This window comes from Caballeronia cordobensis, assembly GCF_001544575.2.
GTDB classification, from domain to species: domain Bacteria; phylum Pseudomonadota; class Gammaproteobacteria; order Burkholderiales; family Burkholderiaceae; genus Caballeronia; species Caballeronia cordobensis.
In genome coordinates this window covers 44,705-63,664 of record NZ_FCNY02000025.1, presented here as the reverse complement: position 1 = coordinate 63,664, position 18,960 = coordinate 44,705, and the positions used below count along the sequence as shown (strand labels likewise).

The following is an 18,960-nucleotide window of genomic DNA, read 5'->3' as shown; positions in this document are numbered from 1 at the left end:
CTCACAAGGTATTGCGCAATGACGAAGCGTCGGCATCGAATTTGCTGCATGATGAGTTTCCCCGCAGCGATTGCGCGGGCCATCCACGATTCATCCATCGACGGAGCGATCTATGAACGCACTGCCTAATACGCGAGACGCCATCGGAGATTCATGGAGCACGACGAGCCGCCGCGCGCGCCGCATGGCGCGTCATGGCCGTGAAGCAGCCGAAGATATCGGCTCCGAACTCCGTACGCTCCTGAGCGAACTCGAGAGCACGCTGGCCGAAGGCACATCGGCCGATGCCGCCGCGCTACGCGCGCAAATCGGCGAGCGCCTCGACAGCGCGCGCGCACGACTGAACGACACGCATGCCGCGCTGCGCCAGCGCGCGGGCGCCGTGTTCGAAGACGCCGACGCCTACATCCACGAAAGACCCTGGCAGACGATCGTGCTCGTCGGCGGGCTGGCGCTCGTCGCGGGCGTGCTGCTCGCGCGCGTGCGCTGACGTCTCAGCCCGGCGGCGCATCCAGAAAGTCCGCGCCGATGATGTCGATGCGATCCGTGCAGATTGCATCGACGCCCCACTGCGCGAGCAGACGCGCGCGCGCCGGATCGTTCACCGTGTAGGCGAGGATGCGCAAGCCCGCATCCTTGATTTGCGCGACGAGCGCTTCATCGAGCGCGCGATGGCTCGCGTGCAGCGACACGCACGCCAGCGCCGCCGTCTGCGCGCGCCAGTTCTCGGGAACGCGTTCATAAAGCATGCCGCGCGGCAGCGTCGGCGCGATATCGCGCGCGGCTTCGAGCGCCGCATACGAAAACGACGACAACAGCGGCGCGATTTCGGCGTCCGCCCACAGGCGCGCCGCCTCGCGCGCGACGAGCACGCCCGTTTCCACGTCGCGACCCTGACTCGGCTTGATCTCGATGTTCGCCGCGAGCCCATGCTGCATGCACCGCTCATGGACTTGCGCGAGCGTCGGCATGCGCGCGTTCGCGAATTCCGCGCCGAACCACGAGCCCGCGTCGAGCGCGCGCAACTGCGCATAGGTCAGCGCTTTCGCCGCGCCGCGGCCGTTCGATGTGCGATCCACGGCGTCATCGTGCAACAGAAAGACGACGTCGTCGGCGGAGAGCTTCGCGTCGAACTCGATCATCGTGTGGCCGAAACGCGCGCCCACGTCGATGGCTTCGAGCGTGTTCTCGGGCGCGAGCTTGCCGCCGCCGCGATGCGCGACGATCGCGGGATAAGGCCAGGTTCTCATCGCATCGACTCCTTTCCTTTAATTCGCGCGCAGGCCGGTGGACGGATCGAAGAAATGCAGATGCCGCGCGGGCAACGACACGCTCAGGCGCTCGCCGCGCTGCGGCCGGTGCTCGTGCGGCAAGCGCGCCGCCACATCGTGCTTGCCCCACTTGCCGTGCGCGAGATTGTCCGCGCCGAGCAGTTCCGCCGAATCGACGTCGAGCGTGACGCTTGCCGCGGCGTCCGCGCCCGGCGTCATATGTTCCGGGCGAATGCCGATGATCCACTCGCGCCCGTGCAATGCGCTGCTGACGCCGGATAAGGGCAGCGAAGGCCCGTCGCCAGCGACGACAAAAGTCGCGCCATCTTCCGACATGCGCCCTTCGAGCAGATTCATGGCGGGCGAACCGATGAAACTCGCGACGAACACCGTCGCCGGACGCTCGTACACTTCGGTCGGCGCGCCGATCTGCTCGGCATGCCCCTTGTTCATGACGATGACGCGCTGCGCAAGCGTCATCGCCTCGATCTGATCGTGCGTGACGTACAGGCTCGTCGTCGCAAGACGCGCATGCAGCCGCTGGATTTCGAGGCGCATCTGCACGCGCAGCTTGGCGTCGAGGTTCGAAAGCGGCTCGTCGAACAGGAACACCGCGGGCTCGCGCACGATCGCGCGGCCCATCGCGACGCGCTGCCGCTGTCCGCCCGACAACTCGCGCGGCTTGCGTGCAAGCAGATGTTCGAGTTCGAGGATGCGCGCAGCGTTCGTCACCCGTTCCTCGATGATCTTCTTCTCGAAACCGCCGATTCTGAGCGCATACGCCATGTTCTGCGCGACACTCATGTGCGGATAGAGCGCGTAGTTCTGAAACACCATCGCGATGTCGCGATCCTTCGGCTCCAGTTTGTTCACGACCTTGCCGCCGATTTCGATTGCGCCGTCGGACACGGACTCGAGACCCGCGACCATGCGCAGCAGCGTGGACTTGCCGCAGCCCGAAGGGCCGACCATCACGACGAACTCGCCGTCTTCGATCGCCACATCGATGCCGTGCAGCACGTAGTTCGTGCCGTCGTACGTTTTCTTGACGCCTTTCAGATTCAACGCAGCCATGTGTTATTTCTCGGAATCGACGAGGCCGCGCACGAACCAGCGCTGCATCGTCAGTACGACGGCAAGCGGCGGCAGCATGGCGAGCAGCGTCGCGGCCATCACGTAGTGCCATTCCGTCGCGGTATCGCCCGACGCGATCATGCTCTTGATGCCGACCACCGCCGTTTGCAGCGACACCTGATTGGTGATGAGAATCGGCCAGAGATACTGATTCCAGCCGTAGATGAAGGTGATGACGAAAAGCGCCGCAATGTTCGTCTTCGAAAGCGGCAGCACGACGTCCCAGAAAAAGCGCAGCGGCCCCGCGCCGTCGATGCGCGCCGCTTCCATCAATTCATCGGGCAAGGTCATGAAGAACTGCCGGAAGAGAAACGTGGCGGTCGCGGAGGCGATCAAGGGCAGCGTCAACCCGGCATAGGTGTTCGACAGATGCATCGACGAAACGACTTCGACCGTCGGGAAGATACGCACTTCGACCGGCAGCATCAGCGTAATGAAGATCAACCAGAACGCGAGGTTCTTCATCGGAAAGCGGAAGAAGACGATCGCGTACGCGGAGATGATCGACACCGTGATCTTGCCGATCGAGATCACGAGCGCCATCACGAGGCTGTTCATCAGCATGAGGCCGAACGGCGCCGCCGCATTGCCGCTGCCTCGCGTCCAGATATGCGCGATGTTCTCGAAGAGATGCGAGCTCGGCACGAGCGAAAGCGGCACGCTGAATACTTCCTTCGAGTTCATCGAGGCCGCGCAAAACGCGACGTACACGGGAAACACGATCAGCGCGACGCCCAGCAGCAGCACCGCATGACAGAAGATATCGAAGCCGCGGCGGTTTTCGATCATGAGTATTGCACCCTGCGTTCGACGAAACGGAACTGCACGATCGTCAGCCCAACGACGATCGCCATGAGCACGACCGACTGCGCGCCCGAACTGCCGATGTCGAGCCCCTGGAAACCTTCCGCGAAAATCTTGTAGATGAGCGTCTTGGTCGATTGCGCGGGACCGCCGCCGGTCGCGGCATCGATGACAGGGAACGTATCGAAGAACGCGTAGACGAGATTCACGACGAGCAAAAAGAAAGACGTCGGCGACAGGAGCGGCAACGCAATGCCGAAGAAACGCCGCACGGGGCCGGCGCCGTCGATGGCGGCTGCTTCGATCAGCGATTGCGGGATCGCCTGAAGCCCCGCATAGAAGAACAGGAAGTTGTAGCTGACCTGCTTCCAGACGGAGGCGAGCACGACGAGGAACATTGCCTGCGTGCCGTTGAGCGCGTGATTCCAGACGATGCCCTGCTTGGCGAGCGCGTAAGTCACGAGCCCGATGCTCGGATTGAACAGAAACGACCACAGCACAGCCGCGATCGCAGGCGCGACCGCATACGGCCAGATGAGCAGCGTCTGATACGCCTTCGCCCCGCGCGTCACGCGATCGGCACACGCGGCGAGCAGCAGCGAGATCACGAGCCCGGACACGGTGACGAGCGCGCAGAAGATCATCGTCGTGTTGAACGACGACAGATACAGCGGATCGGCGAAAAGCTGTTTGAAGTTCGCCAATCCGACGAATTCGCTCGACGTGCCGAACGCATCCTGACTCTGCGTGGCCTGCCAGAGCGCCTCGCCCGCGGGCCACAGAAAGAACAGCGCCGTGATCGCGAGTTGCGGCGCGACGAGCAGATACGGCAAGACGCTCGTATCGAAACGAGAGCGTTTTTCCATGCGCTAGATCCTTAACCGGCGCCCGCGCGGCAAACGCGGGCGCGCGCGTGTTAGTTGCCGGTCTTCTCGAAGCGGCGCAACAGTTCGTCGCCGCGCTGCACCGATGCGTCGAGCGCTTGCTGCGGCGTCTTCTTTTCCGCCCAGACCTGTTCGAGCTCTTCATCGACGATGGTGCGGATCTGCGGCATGTTGCCGAGGCGCAGGCCCTTCGTGTACGGCAGCGGCGGCTTGTTCATCATCTGCTTGATGGCGATGTCCGCGCCCGGATTCTTGTCGTAGAAGCCCTGCTTCTGCGTCAGCTCGTAGGCCGCCTGCGTGACCGGCAGATAACCCGTGTCCTGATGCCATTTCGCGGCGACTTCCGGCGTCGCCAGATACGCGAGGAACTTCGCGACGCCCTTGTAGACGGCCGGATCCTTGCCCGACAACACCCACAGGCTCGCGCCGCCGATGATCGCGTTCTGCGGCGCGCCCTTCACGTTCGCGTCGTACGGCATCATGCCGACGCCGTAATCGAACTTGGCGTATTTGGCGATGGTCGCACGCGAGCCCGACGAGTTCGTGATGATCCCGCAGTCGCCGCTATAGAACTTCGACACCGGCTCGTCCTTGCGGCCCACGTAAGTGAAGTTGCCTTCCTTCGCCATCTTCTGCAGGAACGTGATGTGCGCGACCTGCAGCGGCTTGTTGAACTCGAGCTTGGCGTCGAGGCCATCGAAGCCGTTGTTCTTCGTCGCGAACGGCGCGGCATGCCACGCACTGTAGTTTTCGAGCTGAATCCAGCTTTGCCATCCCGACGAATAACCGCACGAATAACCCGCGGCCTTCAGCTTCTTCGCGTCGGCTTCGACGTCGGCCCAGGTCTTCGGCGGCTGGTTGGGATCGAGACCGGCCTTCTTGAACGCGTCCTTGTTGTAGTAGAGAACGGGCGTCGAACTGTTGAAGGGCATCGAGATTAGATGGCCGGTCTTCGCGTCGCTGTAATAGCCGGCGATGGTCGGCACGAACGCCTTTTCGTCGAGCGTCACGCCCGCCTGCTTGAAGACATCGGAGACGGGAATGACGGCCTTCTTCGCCTGCATCATCGTTGCGGTGCCGACTTCGTAGACCTGCAGGATCGCGGGCGCGTTGCCGCTGCGATAGGCCGCGATACCCGCGGCGAGCGTCTGGTCATACGTGCCCTTGAACACGGGAACGATCTTGTAATCGCTCTGGGACTTGTTGAAGTCGGTGGCGATATCGTTCACGCGCTCGCCGAGCGCGGCTTCCATCGCGTGCCAGAACTGGATTTCCGTCGCGGCGTGCGCGGCGGTGGCCGCGCCGAACATGAGAACGGCGGCCGCCGGGATCGAGCGGAACAAGGGCTTGCGGCTCATCGATGAGTCTCCTTTTAGACGATTCGCGCTTCAAAACGCGCGATCTTAGTTGTTGTCGATGACAAACAGGCGTTGATACTCTTTTAATGCATAGCGGTCCGTCATGCCCGCGATGTAATGCGCGATGAGGCGCGCCTGCGAGCTGTCATGGCTCAATGAAGGCGCATCGTTGGCCGATTCCTCCGCCACCGGCAAACGCGCCTGATACGCCGGCGGCAAGAGACGCGGGTCGTCGGTGAAGGCTTCGAAAAGGCCCGTCACGACGCGCTTCGCCTTGTTCGCCATGCGCATCACGCGGTAGTGCCGGTACAGATTCTTGAACAGGAAGCGCTTGAGCTGCGCCGCCTGAGCCGCGACTTCATCGGTATGCGCAACGAGCGACGGTGCGTTGCGAACGTCCTCCAGCGATTGCGGCGCGACGCGTTCGAGATTGCGGTTCGTCGACTCGATCAGATCGACGATCAGCGTATTGATGATGCGGCGGATCGTTTCATGAATCAGCCTGCGCCCTTCGATGTTCGGGTAATCGGCGCGCGCGGCGTCGAAATGCGTGTGCCACAGGCTCACTTCGGAAAGCTGTTCGAGCGTGATGAGGCCGGAGCGCAGGCCGTCGTCGACATCGTGATTGTTGTACGCGATTTCATCCGCGACATTCGCAATCTGCGCTTCGAGCGAAGGCTGCTTGCCCGTGAGAAAGCGTTCGCCGAGATCGCCGAGCCGGCGCGCGTTTTCGCGCGAGCAATGCTTGAGAATGCCTTCGCGCGTTTCGAAACACAGGTTCAGGCCGTTGAACGCGCCGTAGTGCTCTTCGAGCTGATCGACCACCGCGAGGCTTTGCAGGTTGTGCTCGAAGCCGCCGTGATCGCGCATGCATTCGTGCAGCGCGTCCTGTCCGGCATGGCCGAACGGCGTGTGGCCGAGATCGTGCGCGAGCGAAATGGCTTCGACGAGATCTTCGTTCAGCCGCAGATTGCGCGCCACCGACCGCGCGATCTGCGCAACTTCGAGACTGTGCGTGAGGCGCGTGCGAAACAGGTCGCCTTCATGATTGACGAAGACCTGCGTCTTGTATTCGAGCCGGCGAAACGCGGTCGAATGCACGATGCGGTCGCGGTCGCGCTGGAACTCGGTGCGCGCGGCGGGCGGCGATTCGTGAAAGCGCCGTCCGCGCGATTGCGACGAGTGCGCGGCATATGGCGCGAGATGCGCTTCGAGCGCGAGCGATGACGGCGCGCCTGGCGGAAGTTGCTGTTCTTTTTCGCTCACCGGCTGCTCCGCTTCGTCGTGGTTCTGGCCGCCGCTTGCGCGGATCAGACGCTGGCTGCGAGCGTCGCGCGCACGGCCTGATCGGGCGCGCTCGTGATCTCGGTCGCGCCGAAGCGGGTCAGCAGAATGAATTTGATCTCGCCGGCTTCCGCTTTCTTGTCGACCTTCATCAGATCGACGTAGCGGTCGTCGCCGAGCCTGGGCGCCGTGACCGGCAGCTTCGCCGCTTCGATCACGCGCACGAGACGCTGGCGCGCGGCTTCGTCGAGCTTGCCGAGGCGCACGGACAGGTCCGCCGCCATCACCATGCCGCAGCCAACCGCCTCGCCGTGCAGCCATTCACCGTAGCCGAGGCCCGCCTCGATCGCGTGGCCGAACGTGTGCCCGAAATTGAGGATCGCGCGCTGCCCGCCTTCGCGCTCGTCCGACGCCACCACCGACGCCTTGATCTCGCACGAGCGCTTCACCGCATACGCGAGCGCGTCTTCGTCGAGACGATTGAGCGCGTCGATATTCGCTTCGATCCATTCGAAGAAACCGGCGTCCTTGATCGCGGCCGTCTTGATGACTTCGGCGATGCCCGCGGCCAGTTCGCGCTCGGGCAGCGTGGATAGCGCGCCGATATCCGCGATTACGGCTTGCGGCTGATAGAACGCGCCGATCATGTTCTTGCCGAGCGGATGATTGATGCCCGTCTTGCCGCCGACCGACGAATCGACTTGCGAAAGCAACGTGGTCGGCACCTGAATGAAAGGCACGCCGCGCATGTAGCATGCCGCCGCGAAGCCCGTCATGTCGCCGACGACGCCGCCGCCGAGCGCGATCAGCGTCGTCTTGCGGTCGGCGCGCCCGGTCAGGAGCGCATCGAAGATCGTGTTGAGCGTTTCCCAGTTCTTGTAGGCTTCGCCGTCGGGCAGGACGACCGTCGTCACTTTCTTGCCGAGTGGTTCGAGCGCCACGCGCAACTGTTGGCCGTAAAGCGGATCGACCGTGGAATTCGTGACGATCGCCACGGAGGCGCCCTTGATATGCGGCGCGAAAAGTTCCGTGCGGCCGATCAGGCCCGCACCGATATGAATGGGATAGGCGCGCTCGCCCAGTTCGACGTTGACTGTATTCATGGCGGACATGTGATCTTCAGGCCGGCTTGACGACGCCGGCCACCTCCAGTTGCATCAGGACCATGTTGACGAGCGCGTTCACGGTCGGCCGCCCCGTTTCGACGACGAAGTGCGCGCATTCGTGATAAAGCGGATCGCGCGTCTTGAAAAGCGCTTCGAGCTTGCCGCGCGGATCTTCGGTCTGCAGCAGCGGGCGATTCTTGTCGCGCCGCGTGCGCTGCCAGAGATCGTGCGGATTTGCGCGCAGATAGATGACGATGCCGCGATTCTTCAGATGTTCGCGGTTGTCCGGGCGAAGCACCGCGCCGCCGCCTGTGGCGAGCACGATGCCGTTTCGCTGTGACAGCTCGTCGATGACGTTCGCCTCGCGCTGGCGAAAGCCTGCCTCGCCTTCGAGTTCCCAGATCACCGGGATGCGGGCGCCCGTGCGCGCCTCGATCTCCAGATCCGAATCGATGAACGAGCGCTGCAGACGGCGCGCAACCGCGCGGCCCACGGTGGTTTTACCCGCCCCCATGAGTCCGACGAAAAAAATGTTCGCGTTCGCGTGCCCTTCCTGCAACTCGGTTTCCTTCCAGTTCGATGCAATTTGTTCGTGCGGCAGCTTAAGGGCAAACCGCCCGCTTTGTCGAGTCGCGCCGCCTGTGCGGCCGGCCTCAACCGCCGCTCGGGAGCACATGCGGCGTAATCAGTATGACGAGCTCGCTTTTCGAGCTGCGCCGCGCGTCGTGGCGGAACAGCCAGCCGATCAGCGGCAGTTTCGACAATCCAGGCACGCCGGTCACGTCGTCGCGCGCGTCGTCGGAATAAATGCCGCCGATCGCGACCGTCCCGCCGTTTTCCACTTCCACGCGCGTCTGCACGTGCTTGGTGTGGATGGCCGGGCCGTTCGCCGTCTGCTCGCCGAGACTGTCTTTCGTAATGTCGAGATCGAGGATGACGTGGCCATGCGGCGTGATCTGCGGCTCGACCTCCAGTTTGAGCGTTGCGCGCCGAAACTGCACGCCCGACATGCCGTTGCCGACCTTCGCCTGATACGGCACCTCCATGCCCTGCTCGACGACCGACTTCACCCTGTCCGCCGTCACGACGCGCGGACGCGAAACGATCTGCCCACGCCCTTCCGACTCCAGCGCGCTCAGTTCGATGTTGAGCAGCCGCGTGGCCTGCGCGACGAACAGCGTGAGCCCGGCCGTCGCCGCGTCGAAGCCGTTGATCGGCCCCGCCGACAGATCGTATACCACACCGTCCTTGCCGCCCGCGAGCCCACGCGCCGGATCGCCCTGCGCCGCGACGCCCAGTTTCACGCCGAGATTGCGCGACAGCCCCGCTTCGCCCTCGACGATTTTCGCCTCGATCATCACCTGCGGCATCGGCTTGTCGAGCAGCGCGATCAGCTCGCCGATCTGCTGGATGCGCGCGTCGAGATCGGTGACGAAGAGCAGATTCGTGCGCGCATCGGCCATCGCCGATCCGCGCTTGGACAGCACGCGCTGAGTGCCCGAGCCGGTCAGCATCTTGCGGAGATCTTCCGCGCGCGCGTAGCGCAGCACGAACGTACGGCTCGCGAGCGGTTCGAGTTCCGCCGCGCGCGCGTGCGCCTCGAAGCGCAGCTTCTCGCGCGCGGCGAGTTCCGCGATGGGCGCGACCCAGATCAGGTTGCCGCGCTGCTCCATCGCCAGGCCGTTGACTTCGAGCAATGTGTCGAAGGCGCGCCGCCACGGCACGGCGACGAGATTCATCGACACCTGTCCGCGCACCTTCTCGCTCGCGACGATATTCAGGCCCGTGAAGCGCGCGAACGCATGCAGCGCGGCGCTCAGGTCGGCATTCTTCAGGTCGAGCGTGATCGGCTTGCCGTCGTTGGTGGCGTTCTGCTCGCCGCTCAGGCGTTGGGGCTTGGGCAGCGGTACCGGCGGACCTTCGAGCGGTTCCGATGCCGCTTCCGATACGGCTTCCGCCGCAGGCTTCCCGGCCGCGGTCAGCGCCGCAGGCGGCGGCGGAGCCGGGTCGATCGCGAGCTGGTCCGCGGGCTGCGCATCGAGCAATGCGGGCAGCGGCGGCAGCGGCGCAATGGCGTTATCGGCAGAGTCGGCGTTTTCGGCGGCCAGCGACGCATGCGCAAGCAACAGCGCCGCCGCTCCCGGCGCGAGGACCCTTCGTAAAAACAGCGCAAACCCGCTCACTTGCGATCCTCCGCGAAGCTCAGCTTGCGCGCGACGCCATCGTTGCCGGCGAGTTCGACCTCGCGCGGCACGATGCGCCCGAGCCATTCGTCGCCGATTTTTTGCCCCGGCGCGAAGGCGTCGGAATCGCGGCCGCTTTGCAGCAGCGCCATGACGCGGCGGCGTCCAACGAAGGTGCCGACGAGCAACAGGTCGCCGCCCTGCATGGCCGCCTCCGCGCCGCCGAAGGGATCGACCACGAACGCGTTCGCGCGTGGCGTCGCGGCAGGCGCTACGGCGGGCAGTGTCTCGTAGATGCGCAGCGTCGCTTCGACGGCGAGCGCGGCGGCCTGCCGCCTGATCTGCACGTTCTCGGGCACGACGAGCCGTGGCAGCCCGGCGAGCGCGTCGAGGAAACGTCGCATTTCCCCGAAGGCGCCGTCGGCGCGCAGTTTGAGCGCGCGCTCCGGGAACGGCTCGCGCGCTTTCGGATCGGCGCTTTGGGTCGCGACTGGCTCGATGCTCGTCACGCGCAATCCGTTCTGCGCGGCGAGATCGGCCACCGCGCGCAACGCGTCCGCGGCGCTCCAGTGTTCCGGCTCCAGCCGGCCCGATGCCGCCCGCGCACGCAGCCCGGGCAGCGCTTCGGCGATGCGCCCCATGTCCTGCGCCTTCGCTTGAGCCGCCGTCAACGCGGCGCGGCTCGCTTCGAGCTGGCTCGCGTCGGTCATGCGCCACGCTCGTAGCCCGAGGCCGAACACGAGCGCGCCCAATGCGACGGCGACACACGCGGTGCGAAGCCACGACCATTCATCGAGCGGACGCATGATGGCGTGCGCGCCGCGCGATGGCTTCCCGGCGGGGAGATTCATCAGCATCGTGCTCATGGCCGGCTCCCCCGCGCGGTCGCCAATAGGGGCCGCGCCTGCCGCGCCGCGGCCTGATCCCGCGAACGATCCGACGCGTAACGCACGAGCGCGACGAACTCGAAATGCGCCGGACGCTCATCGGCGGGCGTCGAGGCAACCCGTCTGCCTGAAGGGGCCGCGTCTGCGCGGCGCTTCATCTCGATCACTTCCACCGATTGCACGCCGCTCAGCCCCTCCAGCCGCTTGAGCCAGAGCGCGGCGGCTCGCGAATCGGGCGCGAGCGCGGCCAGTTCGACCTCGTTGGTTCGCTGCGACACGCGTTGCAGCGCGATGCCGCGTTGCGGCGGCGCGTCCGCCAGCGCTTCGAGGAGCGCGAGAAAACGCGCGCGCGGCAAGGCCAGCGGCTGCGCCGCCTCGCGCCCGCGCCGCCGGTCGGCTTCGGCGCGCAGGAGCCGCGCGTGCTCGTCGAGTTGCGCGCCCGATGCGCGCAGCGACGTCTCCAGCGCCACGCGGCGCTCGTCCATCCGCGCGCGCTCGAACGCGTCCCAGCCGGCCACGGCGCCGATGGCCGCGCAACCGGCCAGGCTCAGCGCGCCGAGCAGCGCGAGCCGCTGACGCCGCATCTCACGGCGTCTACGCGCGCGATACGGCAGCAGATTGAATCCATCGAGCATGGCCGCGTTCATTGCATCACCTCGCGCAGAGCAAGGCCGAACGCCACGGCGAAACGCGGCGAATGCTTGTTTGCGGACGAAACGTCGGGCGCGCCGTTGCAATACGGCGCGGCCTCGAACGGCAGCGCCGGGCAGCCGAAGATCTTGCCGAGCGCGGGCAGCGGAACGCACGCGTGCGCCAGCAATTCGATCTGCCCGCCCACGTAGATGCAATCGAGCGGCGCGTCCTGGCCGACGAGATCGTGCAGCGCATCGGAGATGCTTCGATGCTCCGGCGCGGGGTAGCGGATCTCGTTTTCGACGCCGCGCGAGCCGACGAGCCAGCCGTGCAAGCCAGTGCTTTCCAGCCAGCAGACGAGATAGCGCGCGTCGGGGTCGAGTTCGGTCGAAGCGGCATGGCGCATCGCGCGCAACGCGGCGGCCGGCTCTCCGTCGATGGCCGACAGCGCAATGCCCGCTTCCGCCGCCGTTTCGACGCGCGCCTCGACGTGCCGCCGCGCCGTGGCCGCGATGGCGATTTGCGCCTCGCCGTCCTCGCGGGCCCGCACGGACCAGTCGACCGCCAGCGCGCCGCGCTCAATGCCGGTCGCGCGTTCCGCCTCCGCCAGCACGGCCGGTTCGAGCAGGCCGCGCGGATCGCCGCCGATGTTGCCCGCGAAGTGATCGTGCACGTCCATCAGGCGGGCGAGCGGAACCCGCGTCGTCAGCGTCGCCGACGCGGACAAGCCCATCGCGCAACGCAGCGCCCGCCACGCGCCGCTTTCCGGCAGGCGCGCGAAGGCCTCGCGCAGCGCTCTCACAATGGCCGCGCGATCGACGAAATCGCCGTCGATCACCGCGCCCGAGGGCAACGCCACCGATTCCAGATGCTCGACGCACACCGTCGCATTCGCGCGCAATCGCCTGCTGACGACCGCGATGCGCACGGCGTCCTCGCTCACGTCGATGCCCGCCGCATAGCGCCGCGTGACCGTCAGCATCGCGCCGCGCAACGCGTTTTCCTTACTCATGACCGACTCCTTCCATTCAATCGCGCACCGAACCGTTCGGGCGCCTGATCGGAAAGAATTGTCGCGAGCGTGATCCGCTGCGAACACTCAGCCAAACGGCCAGCGCTCGCGAGTTCCGCATGCTCGCGGGCCGGATCGCGCGTATCGTGAAGATAACGGCAGGCACGCGCGACGGCCGCGCGCGCCAGAACCCGACCGGAATTCTCCTAAACCCGGGCAGCTATAATCGCGAGATTGTTTTTGGTGGTGCTATGCAATCCTCTTCCCCGACCAACCCGCCGTCCACGCCGCCCGAAGGGCAGAAGAAAGCCAAGCGCCCGTGGTGGGCGCGGCTTCTCCTCGCATTTTTCGTCAGCGTATTCGCCCTCGTCGTCTGCGCGGGTCTCGTGCTCGGCTACGCGCTCGTCGTCGCGATGCCGAACCTGCCTTCGCTGGAGGCGCTCACGGACTACAAGCCGAAGGTGCCGCTGCGCATCTATACGGCCGATCACGTTCTGATCGGCGAATTCGGCGAGGAGCGCCGCAGCGTCGTGCGCATTCAGGACGTGCCCGATCATCTGAAAAAAGCGGTCCTCGCGATCGAAGACGCGCGCTTTTACGATCACGGCGGCGTCGATCTCACCGGCATCCTGCGCGCGGGCTCGGTCGCGCTGACCAACGGCCACGCCTCGCAGGGCGCGAGCACGATCACGATGCAGGTCGCGCGCAACTTCTTCCTGTCGAGCGAAAAGACCTACACGCGCAAGATTTACGAGATGCTGCTGGCGTACAAGATCGAGCGCGCGCTGACGAAAGATCAGATTCTCGAGGTCTATATGAATCAGATCTATCTCGGGCAGCGCGCCTACGGCTTCGCGAGCGCCGCGCGCGTTTATTTCGGCAAGGATCTGAAGGACGTTTCGCTCGCCGAAGCCGCGATGCTCGCGGGCCTGCCGAAAGCGCCTTCCGCGTATAACCCGGTCGTCAATCCGAAACGCGCGAAGGTGCGGCAGGAGTACATCCTGCAACGCATGCGCGAGCTGAATTTCATCACGCAGGACCAGTACGAGCAGGCGGTGAAACAGGCGCTCGTCGTGAAGGGACAGGGCCGCGAGTTCAGCGTGCACGCGGAGTACGTCGCGGAAATGGTGCGCCAGATGATGTACGCGCAGTATCGCGAAGAAGCGTACACGCGCGGCCTGAACGTCGTGACGACGATCGACTCCGGCGATCAGGACGCCGCGTATCGCGCGGTGCGCAAAGGCTTGATGGACTACGAGCACCGGCATGGCTATCGCGGGCCGGAAGGCTATATCGATCTGCCGGCGGATGCCGACGACCGCGAGCAAGCCATCGACGACGCGCTCGCCGAGCATCCCGACAACGGCGAGATCGTCGCGGCGGTGGTGACGTCGGCAAGCCCGAAGGAAGTGAAGGCGAGCTTCATCGACGGCAATACGGCGACGATTGCCGGCAACGATCTGCGCTTCGTGCAGTTCGCGCTCAGTACGAAAGCGCAGCCGAACGCGCGCATTCGCCCCGGCGCGATCGTGCGTCTCATGAAGGACGACGGCGGCGACTGGGTCATCACGCAACTGCCGCAAGTCGAAGGCGCGTTCATTTCGATGGTCCCGCAGGACGGCGCGATCCGCGCGCTCGTCGGCGGCTTCGACTTCAACAAGAACAAGTTCAATCACGTCACGCAGGCGTGGCGTCAGCCGGGATCGAGCTTCAAGCCGTTCATCTATTCGGCGTCGCTCGAAAAGGGACTTTCGCCGGCGACCATCATCAACGACGGGCCGCTCTTCTTCAGCGCCGCCGAGACCGGCGGGCAGGCGTGGGAGCCGAAGAACTACGGCGGCGGCTTCGATGGCCCGATGAGCATGCGTTCGGCCCTGCAGCGCTCGAAGAACATGGTGTCGATCCGCATCCTGAACCATATCGGCACGAAGTACGCGCAGCAGTACATCACGCGCTTCGGCTTCGACGCGGACCGTCACCCCGCCTATCTGCCGATGGCGCTCGGCGCCGGTCTCGTCACGCCGCTGCAAATGGCGGCCGGCTATGCGGTGTTCGCGAACGGCGGTTATCGCGTGAATCCGTATCTGATCGCCGACATTACCGATCCGTATGGCCGCGTCGTCTCGCATCCGCAGCCGCTCGTCGCCCAGCAAAGCGCGCCGCTCGCGATCACGCCGCGCAACGCGTTCGTCATGAACAGCCTGTTGCAGAGCGTCGCGCAGCACGGCACCGGCGCGAAGACGAATCAGTTGAAGCGCGGCGACCTCGCCGGCAAGACCGGTACGACGAACGATTCGCGCGATGCATGGTTCGCCGGTTATCAGCGCACGCTGGTGGCGATCGCGTGGATCGGCTACGACAACCCGCGCAGTCTCGGCGACAAGGAAACGGGCGGCGGTCTCGCGCTGCCGGTGTGGATGGATTACATGGGCCGCGCGTTGAAGGGTGTGCCCGAATACAAGCCGATGATGCCGCCCGATATCGCCTCGCTCGGCAGCGAACTGTATTACGACGACATGACGCCGGGCCACGGCTTCGTCGCGACGATCGGCGTGAGTCAGGCGCCGCCGCAGGACGGGGTATCCGGCGTGACGGCTCCCGCGCCCGAAGTCGGCGAACAGGAAAAGCAGGACATCATGAATCTGTTCAAGGGGCAGTAAGCGCGCCCTGGCAAGAACCGAAGCGAGCGGGTCGAAAGATCCGCTCGCTTTTTTTACGCCTTGAAGCGGATCGGCTCGCCGGCCTGCTCGGTCGAATACTTGCTCAGCGTGGCGAAGAATTCGCTGTTGTCGCGCGTATCGCGCCATGCGCCATCGACATACTTGTAGTGGAATCCGCCCGCCTTCGCGGCGAGCCAGATTTCGTGCTTCGGCGGCTGCAGGTTGACGATCACTTTCGTGCGATTCTCGAATTCGAGCGTGAGCACATTGCCGCTGCGCTCGAATTCGATATCGGCGTCGGCTGCGTCCACCGCGCGCTCGATGGCCGTCAGCGCGGCCTCCGCCAGCGTCAGGTATTCCTGGTCTGTCATGCTAAACTCCATCGATTAAACGTATAGGGACGGTCATGCGAGTCGTTTTCAGGATGAGCGCGATTGTAGCGGCTTTGAGCTTAAGCGCCGCGGCTACAGTCTCACTCGGCGGTTGTGGGCAACGCGGTCCGCTCTATATGCCGTCAGTGCCTCCGCTACCTCAACGTCCCGCCTCTCTCCAGAATACGCCGCCTTCGACTGCCGCTCCGGGCAGCGTGCCGGATACCTCGGGCGAGCCGCTTTCGCTGTCGCCGGAGACGGACCTCAAGACGAGTCCCAACGCTGCATCGGCGCCGAAAGCCGCATCGTCCGCTTATTGATCCGCTAGTCTCAACGCCTCCTGGCGCAACTCGATTCCACGCATGAGTGATTCCGCATTCCACTACGTCGATGGCGTGCTGCACGCCGAGGGCGTCTCCGCCGCGTCGCTCGCGGAGCAGTTCGGCACACCGCTTTACGTCTATTCGCGCGATGCGCTCACGCGCGCGTATCACGCCTACGCCGACGCCTGCGCGGGCCGCAAGGCGACCGTGCATGTCGCGGTGAAGGCGAACAGCAATATCGCCGTGCTCAACGTGTTCGCGCGCATGGGCGCAGGCTTCGACATCGTGTCGTCGGGCGAGCTCGCACGCGTGCTCGCGGCGGGCGGCAAAGCGGCAAACACCGTGTTTTCCGGCGTCGGCAAGACGGCGGCCGAAATGCGCGAGGCGCTCGAAGCGGGCGTGAAGTGCTTCAACGTCGAATCGATTCCCGAGTTGCACGCGCTGAACGAAGTCGCGAAGTCGCTGGGCAAGAAGGCGCCCGTTTCGCTGCGCGTGAATCCGGACGTCGATGCGAAAACGCATCCGTATATTTCCACGGGCCTGAAGTCGAACAAGTTCGGCGTCGCGTTCGGCGACGCGCGCGCCACGTACCGCGAAGCGCATGCGATGCCCAATCTCGATGTCGTCGGCATCGATTGCCATATCGGCTCGCAGATCACGGAAATCAGCCCGTATCTCGATGCCGTCGACAAGCTGCTCGAACTCGTCGAGCAGATCGAAGCCGATGGCATGCGCATTCGTCACGTCGATGTCGGCGGCGGTCTCGGCATTACCTACGACGACGAAACGCCGCCCGATATCGGTGTGTTCGTGAAGACGCTGCTCGATCACATCGAGCAGCGCGGCCACGGCGAGCGGGAAGTGTATTTCGAGCCGGGACGCTCGCTCGTCGGCAATGCGGGTGTGCTGCTCACGCGCGTCGAGTTTCTGAAGCCGGGCGAGGAAAAGAACTTCGCCATCGTCGATGCCGCGATGAACGACCTCGCGCGCCCCGCCATGTACGAGGCGTTTCATCGCATCGTGCCCGTCGAGAAGCGCAACGCTCAAGCGCACAAATACGATGTGGTCGGTCCGGTCTGCGAAAGCGGCGACTGGCTCGGGCGCGATCGCAAGCTGGCAATCGAGCCGGGCGATCTGCTCGCGATCTGCTCGGCGGGCGCATACGGCTTCGTGATGAGCTCGAACTACAACACGCGTCCGCGCGCCGCCGAAATCATGGTCGATGGCGAACGCGCGCGTCTCGTGCGCGAGCGCGAAACGGTTGCGCAGTTGTTCGCCGGGGAATCGATTCTGCCGGACTGAGACTTTCGCACATCAATGAAAAAAGCGACGCTTGGCAAAGGCGTCGCTTTTTTTATGCGCGCTTGCTTCGCGTTCGAAGCCACGCGATCACGCGCCAGCCAAGCAGCGCGATCACGACGGCGCCGTAAATCTTCGGCAATTCGAGATCGTTCTTGCCCGCCTTCATCCACCAGAAATGCAGAATGGCGAGCGTGGCGATCAGATAGATCGCGCGATGCAAGGTCTGCCAGCGGCGGCCGAGCTTGCGGACCATCGCTTTGGGCGACGTGATCGCCAGTGGAATCAGCAGCACGAACGCCGCGAAGCCCACCGTGATGAACGGACGCTTGCCGATGTCCTTCACCATCTCGGCGACATCGAACCATTTGTCGAACCAGATGTACGTCGTGAAATGCAGCACGGCGAAGAAGAATGCGAAGAGGCCGGTCATGCGCCGAAAGCGCGCCAGCGCATTCACGCCGGTCAGGCGTCGCACGGGCGTGATCGCGAGCGTGATACATAGATAAACGAGCGTCCAGAGGCCCGTCGAGCGCGTGATGAACTCGATTGGATTCGCGCCCAGGCCGCCGTTCACGCCGAGCACAATGAGACGCGCGAGCGGAAACAGCATCGCCACGAAGACGACGATCTTTGCCGGAACGATCCAGCGCGGACCGGACGCGACGCGCGCGCTTTTGATCTGAGATGCGGACGACATCGCTCAGAAGTTCTTCTTCAGATCCATGCCCGAATACAGCGACGCGACCTGATCGCCGTATCCGTTGAACATGAGCGTCTTGCGCTTCGGAGCGAAGAAACCGTCTTCGCCGATGCGGCGCTCCGTCGCCTGACTCCAGCGCGGATGATCGACATTCGGATTCACGTTCGAATAGAAACCGTATTCGCTCGGCGCGTACAGGTTCCAGCTCGTCGGCGGCTGCTTTTCGACGAAACGGATCTTCACGAGCGACTTCGCGCTCTTGAAGCCGTACTTCCACGGCACGACGATGCGCACCGGCGCGCCGTTCTGATTCGGCAGCACTTCGCCGTACAGCCCGACCGTGAGAAGCGTGAGCGGGTTCATCGCTTCATCCATGCGCAGGCCCTCGGAATACGGCCATTCGAGAATCGGCGTCGAGAGGCCCGGCATCTGCGACGGGTCCGCGAGCGTGATGAACTGGACGTATTTCGCGTTGCCCGTCGGCTCGGCACGCTTGATGAGCTCGGACAAGGACACGCCGATCCACGGAATCACCATCGACCAGCCTTCGACGCAGCGCAGCCGGTACACGCGTTCTTCGAGCGGCGCGAGCTTGAGGAGTTCGTCGATGTCGTAGACCTTCGGGTTCTTGATCGCGCCTTCGACCGAAACCTTCCACGGCCGCGGACGCAACGCGCCCGCGTGCTCGGCCGGGTCGCCCTTGTCGGTGCCGAATTCGTAGAAGTTGTTGTAGGACGTGATGTCCTTGAGCGACGTGGCCTTGTCGAGCGCGACGAACTTCGGATTGGTCGTCGCGGCGAGTTTCTGGCCTTTCGCATCGGGCGATGTCATCGTCGCGTGCGCGAGGCCCGTCGCGCTCATCATGCTCATCGCGCCGATCGAGCGCAGCACGCGCCGCCGGTTCTCGAACACGTCGCGCGGCGTGATTTCATGACCCGCTATGTCGTCGCCATAGAGAGGGCGATTTCGTCTGATCCACATGAAGCGTTACTCCTTCGTTCATATACGGGGAAACAGCAGAATGAATGCCCGTATTCCATCGCGCGAC

19 protein-coding genes are annotated in these 18,960 nt (G+C 64.6%); 4 read left to right on the top strand and 15 right to left on the bottom strand.

What is annotated here, in order from left to right; genetic code table 11:
• Positions 1–112: 112 nt before the first annotated feature.
• A complete protein-coding gene (locus AWB70_RS32645; protein WP_041730713.1) occupies positions 113–490 on the top strand; it encodes an ElaB/YgaM/YqjD family protein in 378 nt (125 codons plus the stop codon).
• Between the two features lie 4 nt (positions 491–494).
• On the opposite strand, the gene ugpQ is transcribed toward AWB70_RS32645, so the two are convergent.
• From ugpQ to pilM, 12 genes are all read right to left on the bottom strand, one after another.
• Positions 495–1,250: a glycerophosphodiester phosphodiesterase gene (gene ugpQ / locus AWB70_RS32640; RefSeq protein WP_053568869.1), complete on the bottom strand. Its 756-nt coding sequence runs from the start codon at positions 1,248–1,250 to the stop codon at positions 495–497.
• Positions 1,251–1,268: 18 nt separating this feature from the next.
• The gene (locus AWB70_RS32635) at positions 1,269–2,345 is read right to left on the bottom strand and encodes a sn-glycerol-3-phosphate import ATP-binding protein UgpC (protein WP_053568870.1); all 1,077 of its coding nucleotides are present in this window, start codon (positions 2,343–2,345) and stop codon (positions 1,269–1,271) included.
• A 3-nt stretch (positions 2,346–2,348) separates the two neighbouring features.
• The gene (gene ugpE, locus AWB70_RS32630; RefSeq protein WP_014192445.1) at positions 2,349–3,194 is read right to left on the bottom strand and encodes a sn-glycerol-3-phosphate ABC transporter permease UgpE; all 846 of its coding nucleotides are present in this window, start codon (positions 3,192–3,194) and stop codon (positions 2,349–2,351) included.
• Positions 3,191–4,075, bottom strand: a complete 885-nt coding sequence (ugpA, locus tag AWB70_RS32625; protein ID WP_053568871.1) for a sn-glycerol-3-phosphate ABC transporter permease UgpA — start codon at positions 4,073–4,075, stop codon at positions 3,191–3,193. The genes ugpE and ugpA overlap by 4 nt, the downstream gene beginning before the upstream one ends.
• Positions 4,076–4,125: 50 nt before the next feature.
• On the bottom strand, positions 4,126–5,451 hold the full coding sequence (ugpB, locus tag AWB70_RS32620) for a sn-glycerol-3-phosphate ABC transporter substrate-binding protein UgpB (RefSeq protein WP_053568872.1): 1,326 nt from the start codon (positions 5,449–5,451) through the stop codon (positions 4,126–4,128).
• A 45-nt stretch (positions 5,452–5,496) separates the two neighbouring features.
• Positions 5,497–6,717: a deoxyguanosinetriphosphate triphosphohydrolase gene (locus AWB70_RS32615; RefSeq protein ID WP_053568873.1), complete on the bottom strand. Its 1,221-nt coding sequence runs from the start codon at positions 6,715–6,717 to the stop codon at positions 5,497–5,499.
• Positions 6,718–6,761: 44 nt separating this feature from the next.
• A complete protein-coding gene (gene aroB / locus AWB70_RS32610; RefSeq protein ID WP_053568886.1) occupies positions 6,762–7,838 on the bottom strand; it encodes a 3-dehydroquinate synthase in 1,077 nt (358 codons plus the stop codon).
• A 16-nt stretch (positions 7,839–7,854) separates the two neighbouring features.
• Positions 7,855–8,400, bottom strand: coding sequence for a shikimate kinase (locus AWB70_RS32605; RefSeq protein WP_053568874.1), 546 nt, complete (start codon positions 8,398–8,400; stop codon positions 7,855–7,857).
• 94 nt (positions 8,401–8,494) lie between these two features.
• Positions 8,495–10,024: a type IV pilus secretin PilQ gene (locus AWB70_RS32600; protein WP_053568875.1), complete on the bottom strand. Its 1,530-nt coding sequence runs from the start codon at positions 10,022–10,024 to the stop codon at positions 8,495–8,497.
• Positions 10,021–10,890: a type 4a pilus biogenesis protein PilO gene (gene pilO / locus AWB70_RS32595; protein WP_053568876.1), complete on the bottom strand. Its 870-nt coding sequence runs from the start codon at positions 10,888–10,890 to the stop codon at positions 10,021–10,023. Before pilO ends, AWB70_RS32600 begins: the two co-directional genes overlap by 4 nt.
• On the bottom strand, positions 10,887–11,558 hold the full coding sequence (locus AWB70_RS32590) for a PilN domain-containing protein (protein ID WP_053568877.1): 672 nt from the start codon (positions 11,556–11,558) through the stop codon (positions 10,887–10,889). The genes pilO and AWB70_RS32590 overlap by 4 nt, the downstream gene beginning before the upstream one ends.
• Positions 11,555–12,556 carry a type IV pilus biogenesis protein PilM gene (gene pilM / locus AWB70_RS32585; RefSeq protein WP_053568878.1) on the bottom strand — a complete coding sequence of 334 codons (1,002 nt, stop codon included), beginning with the start codon at positions 12,554–12,556 and terminating at the stop codon, positions 11,555–11,557. Before pilM ends, AWB70_RS32590 begins: the two co-directional genes overlap by 4 nt.
• Positions 12,557–12,807: 251 nt before the next feature.
• Between pilM and AWB70_RS32580 the strand changes: the two genes are divergently transcribed.
• On the top strand, positions 12,808–15,216 hold the full coding sequence (locus AWB70_RS32580; RefSeq protein WP_014192455.1) for a penicillin-binding protein 1A: 2,409 nt from the start codon (positions 12,808–12,810) through the stop codon (positions 15,214–15,216).
• A 53-nt stretch (positions 15,217–15,269) separates the two neighbouring features.
• On the opposite strand, the gene cyaY is transcribed toward AWB70_RS32580, so the two are convergent.
• Positions 15,270–15,587 (bottom strand): iron donor protein CyaY, encoded by a 318-nt coding sequence (cyaY, locus tag AWB70_RS32575; protein WP_014192456.1) that lies wholly within the window; start codon positions 15,585–15,587, stop codon positions 15,270–15,272.
• 35 nt (positions 15,588–15,622) lie between these two features.
• On the opposite strand from cyaY, the gene lptM reads away from it, so the two are divergent.
• Together lptM and lysA are read left to right on the top strand one after the other, a co-directional pair.
• Positions 15,623–15,907 (top strand): LPS translocon maturation chaperone LptM, encoded by a 285-nt coding sequence (gene lptM / locus AWB70_RS32570; protein ID WP_041730715.1) that lies wholly within the window; start codon positions 15,623–15,625, stop codon positions 15,905–15,907.
• A gap of 42 nt (positions 15,908–15,949) precedes the next feature.
• Complete coding sequence (gene lysA, locus AWB70_RS32565) at positions 15,950–17,212, top strand: diaminopimelate decarboxylase (RefSeq protein WP_053568879.1); 1,263 nt, start codon at positions 15,950–15,952, stop codon at positions 17,210–17,212.
• A gap of 52 nt (positions 17,213–17,264) precedes the next feature.
• Here the strand turns inward: lysA and msrQ are convergent, their stop codons facing one another.
• Positions 17,265–17,909: a protein-methionine-sulfoxide reductase heme-binding subunit MsrQ gene (gene msrQ / locus AWB70_RS32560; protein WP_045451293.1), complete on the bottom strand. Its 645-nt coding sequence runs from the start codon at positions 17,907–17,909 to the stop codon at positions 17,265–17,267.
• Positions 17,910–17,912: 3 nt separating this feature from the next.
• A complete protein-coding gene (msrP, locus tag AWB70_RS32555; protein WP_053568880.1) occupies positions 17,913–18,893 on the bottom strand; it encodes a protein-methionine-sulfoxide reductase catalytic subunit MsrP in 981 nt (326 codons plus the stop codon).
• Positions 18,894–18,960: the final 67 nt, after the last annotated feature.

What these genes read in the sequence shown, in the direction of transcription:
- AWB70_RS32645 (WP_041730713.1), top strand. Translation starts at nt 113, where the DNA reads ATGAACGCACTGCCTAATACGCGAGACGCCATCGGAGATTCATGGAGC.
- ugpQ (WP_053568869.1), bottom strand. Translation starts at nt 1,250, where the DNA reads ATGAGAACCTGGCCTTATCCCGCGATCGTCGCGCATCGCGGCGGCGGC.
- AWB70_RS32635 (WP_053568870.1), bottom strand. Translation starts at nt 2,345, where the DNA reads ATGGCTGCGTTGAATCTGAAAGGCGTCAAGAAAACGTACGACGGCACG.
- ugpE (WP_014192445.1), bottom strand. Translation starts at nt 3,194, where the DNA reads ATGATCGAAAACCGCCGCGGCTTCGATATCTTCTGTCATGCGGTGCTG.
- ugpA (WP_053568871.1), bottom strand. Translation starts at nt 4,075, where the DNA reads ATGGAAAAACGCTCTCGTTTCGATACGAGCGTCTTGCCGTATCTGCTC.
- ugpB (WP_053568872.1), bottom strand. Translation starts at nt 5,451, where the DNA reads ATGAGCCGCAAGCCCTTGTTCCGCTCGATCCCGGCGGCCGCCGTTCTC.
- aroB (WP_053568886.1), bottom strand. Translation starts at nt 7,838, where the DNA reads ATGAATACAGTCAACGTCGAACTGGGCGAGCGCGCCTATCCCATTCAT.
- pilO (WP_053568876.1), bottom strand. Translation starts at nt 10,890, where the DNA reads ATGAGCACGATGCTGATGAATCTCCCCGCCGGGAAGCCATCGCGCGGC.
- AWB70_RS32590 (WP_053568877.1), bottom strand. Translation starts at nt 11,558, where the DNA reads ATGAACGCGGCCATGCTCGATGGATTCAATCTGCTGCCGTATCGCGCG.
- pilM (WP_053568878.1), bottom strand. Translation starts at nt 12,556, where the DNA reads ATGAGTAAGGAAAACGCGTTGCGCGGCGCGATGCTGACGGTCACGCGG.
- AWB70_RS32580 (WP_014192455.1), top strand. Translation starts at nt 12,808, where the DNA reads ATGCAATCCTCTTCCCCGACCAACCCGCCGTCCACGCCGCCCGAAGGG.
- cyaY (WP_014192456.1), bottom strand. Translation starts at nt 15,587, where the DNA reads ATGACAGACCAGGAATACCTGACGCTGGCGGAGGCCGCGCTGACGGCC.
- lptM (WP_041730715.1), top strand. Translation starts at nt 15,623, where the DNA reads ATGCGAGTCGTTTTCAGGATGAGCGCGATTGTAGCGGCTTTGAGCTTA.
- lysA (WP_053568879.1), top strand. Translation starts at nt 15,950, where the DNA reads ATGAGTGATTCCGCATTCCACTACGTCGATGGCGTGCTGCACGCCGAG.
- msrQ (WP_045451293.1), bottom strand. Translation starts at nt 17,909, where the DNA reads ATGTCGTCCGCATCTCAGATCAAAAGCGCGCGCGTCGCGTCCGGTCCG.
- msrP (WP_053568880.1), bottom strand. Translation starts at nt 18,893, where the DNA reads ATGTGGATCAGACGAAATCGCCCTCTCTATGGCGACGACATAGCGGGT.